This is a genomic window from Thiorhodococcus drewsii AZ1 (genome assembly GCF_000224065.1).
GTDB classification, from domain to species: Bacteria; Pseudomonadota; Gammaproteobacteria; order Chromatiales; family Chromatiaceae; genus Imhoffiella; species Imhoffiella drewsii.
This window is the reverse complement of record NZ_AFWT01000019.1, coordinates 100,166-107,239: the sequence shown is the minus strand read 5'-3', so window position 1 is coordinate 107,239 and position 7,074 is coordinate 100,166. Positions and strand designations below refer to the sequence as shown.

The 7,074-nt window shown below is 62.2% G+C and carries 9 protein-coding genes; 6 read left to right on the top strand and 3 right to left on the bottom strand.

What is annotated here, in order from left to right; all coding sequences use genetic code 11:
• The 3 genes from THIDRDRAFT_RS24655 to THIDRDRAFT_RS14155 form a co-directional block, all read left to right on the top strand.
• Positions 1 to 155: IS4 family transposase (locus tag THIDRDRAFT_RS24655; RefSeq protein WP_007041547.1), on the top strand; the 155-nt coding region annotated here is incomplete at its 5' end.
• Positions 156 to 176: 21 nt separating this feature from the next.
• On the top strand, positions 177 to 485 hold the full coding sequence (locus THIDRDRAFT_RS27330) for an ISAzo13-like element transposase-related protein (protein WP_083827490.1): 309 nt from the start codon (positions 177 to 179) through the stop codon (positions 483 to 485).
• Positions 486 to 669: 184 nt separating this feature from the next.
• A complete protein-coding gene (locus THIDRDRAFT_RS14155; RefSeq protein WP_007041546.1) occupies positions 670 to 1,125 on the top strand; it encodes a hypothetical protein in 456 nt (151 codons plus the stop codon).
• 232 nt (positions 1,126 to 1,357) lie between these two features.
• On the opposite strand, the gene THIDRDRAFT_RS14150 is transcribed toward THIDRDRAFT_RS14155, so the two are convergent.
• The gene (locus THIDRDRAFT_RS14150; RefSeq protein ID WP_007041545.1) at positions 1,358 to 2,353 is read right to left on the bottom strand and encodes an IS481 family transposase; all 996 of its coding nucleotides are present in this window, start codon (positions 2,351 to 2,353) and stop codon (positions 1,358 to 1,360) included.
• A gap of 676 nt (positions 2,354 to 3,029) precedes the next feature.
• Here THIDRDRAFT_RS14150 and THIDRDRAFT_RS26200 point away from each other — a divergent pair.
• Positions 3,030 to 3,179 carry a hypothetical protein gene (locus tag THIDRDRAFT_RS26200; protein WP_007041544.1) on the top strand — a complete coding sequence of 50 codons (150 nt, stop codon included), beginning with the start codon at positions 3,030 to 3,032 and terminating at the stop codon, positions 3,177 to 3,179.
• A gap of 183 nt (positions 3,180 to 3,362) precedes the next feature.
• Here the strand turns inward: THIDRDRAFT_RS26200 and THIDRDRAFT_RS26520 are convergent, their stop codons facing one another.
• Positions 3,363 to 3,596: a hypothetical protein gene (locus THIDRDRAFT_RS26520; RefSeq protein WP_216725635.1), complete on the bottom strand. Its 234-nt coding sequence runs from the start codon at positions 3,594 to 3,596 to the stop codon at positions 3,363 to 3,365.
• A 445-nt stretch (positions 3,597 to 4,041) separates the two neighbouring features.
• Between THIDRDRAFT_RS26520 and THIDRDRAFT_RS14135 the strand changes: the two genes are divergently transcribed.
• Positions 4,042 to 5,400, top strand: coding sequence for a tetratricopeptide repeat protein (locus THIDRDRAFT_RS14135; RefSeq protein ID WP_007041543.1), 1,359 nt, complete (start codon positions 4,042 to 4,044; stop codon positions 5,398 to 5,400).
• Between the two features lie 45 nt (positions 5,401 to 5,445).
• Positions 5,446 to 5,835, top strand: coding sequence for a DUF4280 domain-containing protein (locus THIDRDRAFT_RS14130; RefSeq protein ID WP_007041542.1), 390 nt, complete (start codon positions 5,446 to 5,448; stop codon positions 5,833 to 5,835).
• 16 nt (positions 5,836 to 5,851) lie between these two features.
• On the opposite strand, the gene THIDRDRAFT_RS14125 is transcribed toward THIDRDRAFT_RS14130, so the two are convergent.
• A complete protein-coding gene (locus tag THIDRDRAFT_RS14125; RefSeq protein ID WP_245535852.1) occupies positions 5,852 to 6,775 on the bottom strand; it encodes an FAD:protein FMN transferase in 924 nt (307 codons plus the stop codon).
• Positions 6,776 to 7,074: the final 299 nt, after the last annotated feature.

Here is a 7,074-nt window from a genome sequence, read left to right as displayed (position 1 = left end):
TCAACGATGTGTTGCGCTTGATCGCCCGCCAGGGCGGATTTCTCGGACGCAAGGGCGATGGCGAGCCTGGTGTGAAGAGCATTTGGCTCGGACTGCAGCGCATCAGAGACGTGGCAGCCGGGATCAAATACGCCAAAGAATCTCATGACTTATGAAGATGTGTGTAATGAGATGGCCTGAGCGTCACCGTCTGCCATTACCCCAGCGGCGCCTCCAAATGGAACCCCATCGAACATCGCCTGTTCAGTCAGATCAGCCGCAATTGGGCCGGCCATCCGCTGCGTTCGCTCGACACCATGCTGGCACTCATCCGTGGCACAACCACTACGACGCGACTACAGATCAAAGCCATCCTCGATACGACGGTGTACGCCAAAGGGATCAAAATCAGCTTGCAAGACATGGCGGCACTGAACATGCGACGGCGACGCCTCTGCCCCAATCTAAACTACACCATCAGGCCGAATAAATCGGGAAATAGTTAGTGGACGGTCCCTTAACGCGCGACTGCACCTGCTCGAGCAGGTCAGACGCGAGTGCCGCAGACTGCTGAACCGTCAAGCGGCGATGCTTCGGGATTGTGCGAGACCGCCCGGGATTCCCGCCCCTCCAATCGGCGATCCGCCCGCTCCGACACAGCCCGCAGGAACCGAGACAGCTCATCCCCCCATGCCCCATCGCCTGACGGCCGTCCTGGCCGAAACCACGCTGGACGCCATCCAGCTGCTCAAGGCGGAGGACAGCGGCATGAGCCGGGCGAACTGGGGGCTGGCGAAGGCCGCTCTCTCGCGGCGTCCCCCGGTCGACGCCGCGAGCAGCACCGAAATGCTGACTCTGCTCGGCCGGGCCGCCGATGGCGTGATCTGGGGAATCCCCGGCCAGCCCGCACGAGCCTGGTGCGACGCCAGAGACCCGCTCTTCTGGGGCAAGAGACTCAAGGTGGCCGTCTCGGCCACATCCGATGCGGATCGTCTGTGTCCAATGCTGGAATCCGCCAACCGACAAGCCGGCAATGCCGTCCTTCGGATATTGGATAGCCTCTATGTCGAAGCACTGGACGAGGCGGCGCAGCTCGAACGCAGCGTGCAATCTATCCATGAAAGCCCCGAGGATCCCGGAACCTGATCCCACGGGTAATCCTGTCGTTTCCAAGAATCTTCCGTCACAAATCTACAGGGTTCGCCCACCCCTGGACTGGCAATCTGACCCGGCCTGCGGCGCCAGATCTCTGAACCGTGAGCCTCTAATTGCCCCTCTCTATGCCCGGGTATAAGATCAAACCGTGTCCGCCGGTCACATCACCGCTGCCCCCGCAATGCGCCGATCGGGGACTTGACAGCGCCGCACAGCTTGGTCGTTATTCAGAACTAAGGAAGTTGTCAAGTCCCCGAAGATTATATACGCGTTTTTTGAATAGTTCGGGGCGTTTCTCAGCCCAGTCCTTGAGGGCTTGAATCGGGGCGATATGCCCGAGTGCTTTTTGCGGAATGTGCTGGTTGTAGACCTGGACGTAGCGGGTGATGGTTTGCTCCAGGCTCTGTGAAGAGTCGAAGCGTGTCGTGGTCAGCACCTCGGCGATGCGCCCATTGAAGCGCTCGACCATGCCATTGGTCTGTGGAGTTCTGGGTTTGGTCAGGCGATGCTCGATGACGTGCTGGGCGCAGACCTGATCGAAGCGATGCTGCCCGGTTGGCGAGCGCTCGCCCGTGGCGCAGAAACGGTCGGTGAATTCTTTGCCGTTATCGGTGAGGATCTTGGTGAGGGTGAATGGCGCCTTGGCGATCAGGCGCTCGAGAAACCCACTGGCCGAGGCCGCCGACTTGTCGTCGAGGATCTCGACATAGACCCAGCGGGTGGCACGGTCGATCGCCGCGAAGAGGTATTTTCGGCGGTCTTCATCGGGCATCTGGGGCAGGTACTTGACGTCGACATGGACGAAGCCGAGGGCGTAGTCCTTGAAGGTCTTCACCGGACGCTTCGCGGTGTCCGCCTCCTGCGGGATCAGGGACTTGAGGTTGGAGATCCCGTGGCGCCGCAAGCACCGATCGAGTGCCGAACGCGAGGCCTCGGGGTGGATGAATTCGCGGGTAACCGCCAACAGATCGTCGAACGGCAGCAACAGCGTTTCACGCAGGGCCACCACGAGGACTTCCTGCTCGGGCGAGAGCGTCGTTGAGAGCCGGTGTGGGCGGTGTGAGGCATCTTCGACCACCGTGCGTCGCCGCCACTTTCTCACCGTCTGCACCGAGAGGTTGTACTGGGCGGCGAGGACCTTGTTCGGCAACGTGGATGCTTGCAAATCGCGACGAATCGCTGGGGTGGTGCGGGCGTTTTTGTGCAGGCGGATTTCCATCGGCAATCAGGCTCCCAGGCTGTGGGCTGTTCCGCGAGCGATGGCTTTGTGGACCATGTGCTCTAGCACCTCGCGGGCTCGGAACAAAGGATAGCTCCGTCGAGGCAGATAATCACACGGGACGTAACAGTTGCGTCGTCCCGCCCCGTTTCCTCTCGTCACAAGATTTTTTATGCGCATTCTCGGATTTTTCGCCTCGCCAGAGCGTCTCCGTGAGATGAAACAATATGCGGGGTTTGTTCTGTTCGAACCTGCAAATACAGAGGAACGGACGGCCACAAGAAATCGTAGATGACGCGGTTCGATCCGGACCGGCCGGGCCAAAACGACCCGCAACCTTGGAGACAGGCTTGCCCCAATCGACCGCCGTTCGGCTCGCATCTGGCCCCATCTCACCAACATCTCACGGAGTCCGACCACCAGACAAACTGGCATGGTCGATGCGGATATTCGATCGCCAAAGAGGCAGTCATCATTATCAGCCGGGGGCCTGGGAGGGCCAGGTCTATCGTTTTTCGCCCAACGACGGTGGCGCCACCCGAACCAATCTGGGGGCTCAGCCGACCTGATTGACGCGCCTGGGAGACCGCCGCACGCAGAGTTTGCCGGCGCAGGACGCCCTCGCCGGCCGGCCCGGTCGCTATCGGAAAAGGCATTTCCATCCTAGAGATGGCCCATGGCCAGAGCCTATCTGATCGAGAACAACCCGCGCAGCCTGCTCTTCTATTCGGTGGGCGCCAAGGTCGGACCGGGCAAGGCGAACTACGGGAAGGTCAGAGGAAGCCGCCGGCCAGCCAGGACATCACCAGGAATGCACTCTTCCTGAGAGAGCTCACGCCCTACTTGAAGGTCTGCGTCTAGCCGAACCCGTCTCGCGCAACCGGCATCTCATCGATCGAGACGCGCCGGTTGCAAACGGCCCCGCGTTCCATCCGCGAGATTCGGTCAAGTAGCACACCGGACGTGCGCCGCAAACGCATCGGCCTTCGGTCTGCAATCAGGCGAACGATCATTGCTCTCGATCGCCGCTTTCAACCTCTGCACGCCTCTCGACACAGCGCCGGGCGCGGGGATGGATGATCGCGTAGAAGAAAAAGACTGCGGTGACGCAAACCAAGCAGAGAAGGCAATCCCAGATCAAGTGCATCGCATGTTGCTCCGGTTTGGCGGAAAACCGCACTGAACCAAAGTAATCTTGAAGGAATCCCATCTCCATCGGCTCCATCCACATCACCGCAGCCAAAGCCGGGTGTGTCCTCAAGGGTCGATCCGACCTTTTGGACACAGTCCCACCTGAAGAAAGGGAGTCGCCAGCCGGATCGGTTCGTGCCCAGGATCGACCGGGGGGTGTCGATCGAGCGCCTCGGTCCGAGCGTACGTGCGAACCCCTGACCGAAAAATAATCAGAAAGCATGCCAAACCAAAATAGTGGAAAAACCGGGACTTCAGGTCATCGCAGCTCAGCGAACCGAGGCCGAACCGGTTCAATATGACCCAAGCGGCTCATTCAGGCCCACCCTCGAACCAATCCGATCCCGATCCAAGGCCGATCGCGGCCGACATGGGTCACGTCCGTCGGGTCGCGGGGCAGGGATCCGGGATGGTCTGGAAAATGCCGTAAACCCCCTCATCCTTTCTCGAGATGCGATCGACGGCATCCGGCTCATCAGACTGGGGGCACCGAAGCCATGAGCACAGAAACAGATTCTTCCGATGCATCCGCGCCCAAACAGCTGTCCATCCAGGATGCGGTCAGCTTCGCCTCCAATCTGCATCGCAACGGCCACCTCAAGGACGCCAGAACGCTCTATTCGCGCGTCCTCGAACTGGAGCCCGAGCATCCGGACGCCCTGCATTTCATGGGTGTCCTGGAACATCAGCAAGGCCGAAACGAGGCGGCGCTGCGGCTGATGAGACGCTCGGTCGAGCTGGTTCCCCAGCATGCCGGCTTCCACACCAATCTCGGCAATCTGCTCTTCGACGGGGCGCGGTTCGAGGAGGCCGAGCGTGAGTATCGCGAGGCCCTGTCCCTGTCTCCGGAGCGCCCTGAGGTACTCAACAACCTGGGCGTTCTCTGCAAGGGACAGAATCGGCTGGATGAGGCCGAGCAACACTTCTTGCAGGCGATCGATCTGTCACCCGATTTCATCGACGCCCGCAACAACCTATCCCGGCTCTATGTGCGGATGGGACGGACGGAGGATTCCATCGCCCAGGCCATGGAGGCGATGAAGCGCGATCCGGGAAACGCCTCAACCCGAGAGGTGCTGGCCTACGCCTACGCCAGGGCCGGGCAGCTGGATGATGCGATCGGGATCTACCGCGACTGGCTGGAGGACGAACCGGACAACCCCAAGGCGCTCCACCATCTGGCCGCCTGCACGGGTCAGGACGTCCCGGAGCGTGCCTCGGACGCCTATATCCAGAGCGTCTTCGACAGCTTCTCCCATTCGTTCGACGCCAAGCTGGCGGTGCTGGAATATCAGGCACCCAAGCTGATCGTGGACAAGACGGTGGCGTACCTGGGACTCGAACCCGCCGCCCGACTGGACATCCTGGATGCAGGATGCGGAACCGGTCTCTGCGGTCCCCTGCTCGCGCCCTATGCCAAACGCCTGACCGGCGTCGATCTGTCGCAAGGCATGCTGGTGAAGGCCAGGGAGCGCACGCTCTACGATGCGTTGCACCATGCGGAATTGACGGATTTCATCCGGCGGCGTCCAGCCGAGTTCGACCTCATCGTATCGGCCGATACCCTGGTGTATTTCGGCGAGATCGGACCGGTCCTGGAGGCCGCCTCGTCCAGCCTGCGGCCCGGCGGCCATCTGGGATTCTCCGTCGAGGCACTGGAGGGAACATCCGACGATTACCGGCTCCAGCCCAACGGCCGTTACGCCCATTCGAAGACCTACCTGGAGAGGACACTGCTGGAGCGGGGCTTCGACCTGCGCGCGATGGACCGAGAGACGCTGCGTCTCGAAGGCGGAACCCAGGTCATGGGCTGGGTGGTGATCGCCCAGCGCTCGCACCGCATCGCAAACCAATGACCCCAGGCGCCCCGAGCGCTCGGAGTCGAATCGAGGAACACGACCATGTCCATGCACGTCTGCTCAGGTGCCGTCCTGCAATGCTCCTTCGGTGTCGCTCCCAGCACATTGACGGTGCTTCCGCTCAATCGAATGCTGACCAGCTCGATGCCGGCGGCCAACATCATGGATCACGTCCCCATGGTCAATATCATGCCCTTCGGGATGTGCAGTTGCCCGGCCAATCCAACCGTCGCGGCAGCCACGGCAGCGGCCATGGGGGTGCTGACGCCCATGCCCTGCGTCCCGGTCACGGCCGCCCCATGGACGCCGGGCTCGCCGACCGTGCTATTGGGAGGCATGCCGGCGCTCAACGACAGCTCCAAGCTCATGTGCACCTGGGGCGGCGTCATCAGCGTCGTCATGCCGGGACAGGTCACGGAGCAGATTCCCTGAGCCGAGCCGATGACCGTCAGCGCTGCATGATGGACTCGAAGGCTGGAGAACCGAATCCACGCGGCTGGTCGTTCGTGTCGCGGACGATGAAATAGGCCGCGAGTCCCTGTGCCTTGGCCGCTTCCGGACCACGCCGATCCCCTAGCACCATGAGCGCCGTCGCCCAGCCGTCGGCGACCATCGCCGAATCGTCGACGACGGTGACCGATCCCAGCCTCCGATCCACGGGCTCGCCTGTCATAGGGTCGATCTCGTGGGAGTAGCGCTTGCCGTTCTCCTCGAAGAAGTTGCGATAGTCGCCCGAGGTCGAGAGCGCACGATTCGAGACCGGGATGATGCGATGCACGCTGCGCCGATCGGGCAAGGGCTCCTCGATCGCGATGGCCCACGGCTCGCCCTTAGCATTATTGCCACGTGTCCGGATGGCGCCGGCGACGGCGACCATGTAGTCGGTGATTCCCTGCGATTCCAGCCAGACGCCGACCCGGTCGGCACCATAGCCCTCGCCGAGCGCCGAGAGATCGATATAGATGTCGCCTCGCGCCTTGCGCAGGGCCGGCGGATCGGCCCTCAGCTCCAGCTTGCGCCAACCGACTCGGGCCTTGGCGGCGGCGATTTCCTGCTCGCTCGGCAGCCTGGCCGGTCGCGTCTCGGGACCGAAGCCCCAAAGGTTCACCAGCGGACCGATGGTGATGTCGAAGGCCCCATCGGTCAGGGAAGAGATGCGCTGCCCTTCGGCGACCACGCGGTAGAGCTCGGCCGAGATGGGGATCCAATCGGTGCTCGGATTCCGGTTGAGGCGCGACAGTTCGGACGTGGGGTCGTAGGTCGAGATCTCGGCCACGACGGCATCCAGCACCTTGGCCACCTGGGGCTGGAGCGACTCGGCGCTCATGCCTTGGGGAGGGCGCGCGACCTTGACCGAATAATAGGTCCCCATGGTGGGACCATCGAAAACGATCTGCGGATCCTCGCTTTGGGCGCAACCGCCGACCAATAGGCTGACCGCCACCAAAGAGCGCCGCGCGAACGCTGAGCGAACACCGGGACCGGGCCTGAGTACCCTCGCGATCCATTGCCGAAACCGGAATCCTGAACCGAACATGCTGAACACCTGAGTCGTTGAATTGGACAGGCCGGCACGATGTAACAGATCGCAGGGCGAGTCCAGAGGGTCCCAGCTTGCGCGCCGTTGGGCCCCTGCCTCGAAGACGCGGGGAAAGGCTACGTGCGCCAAAA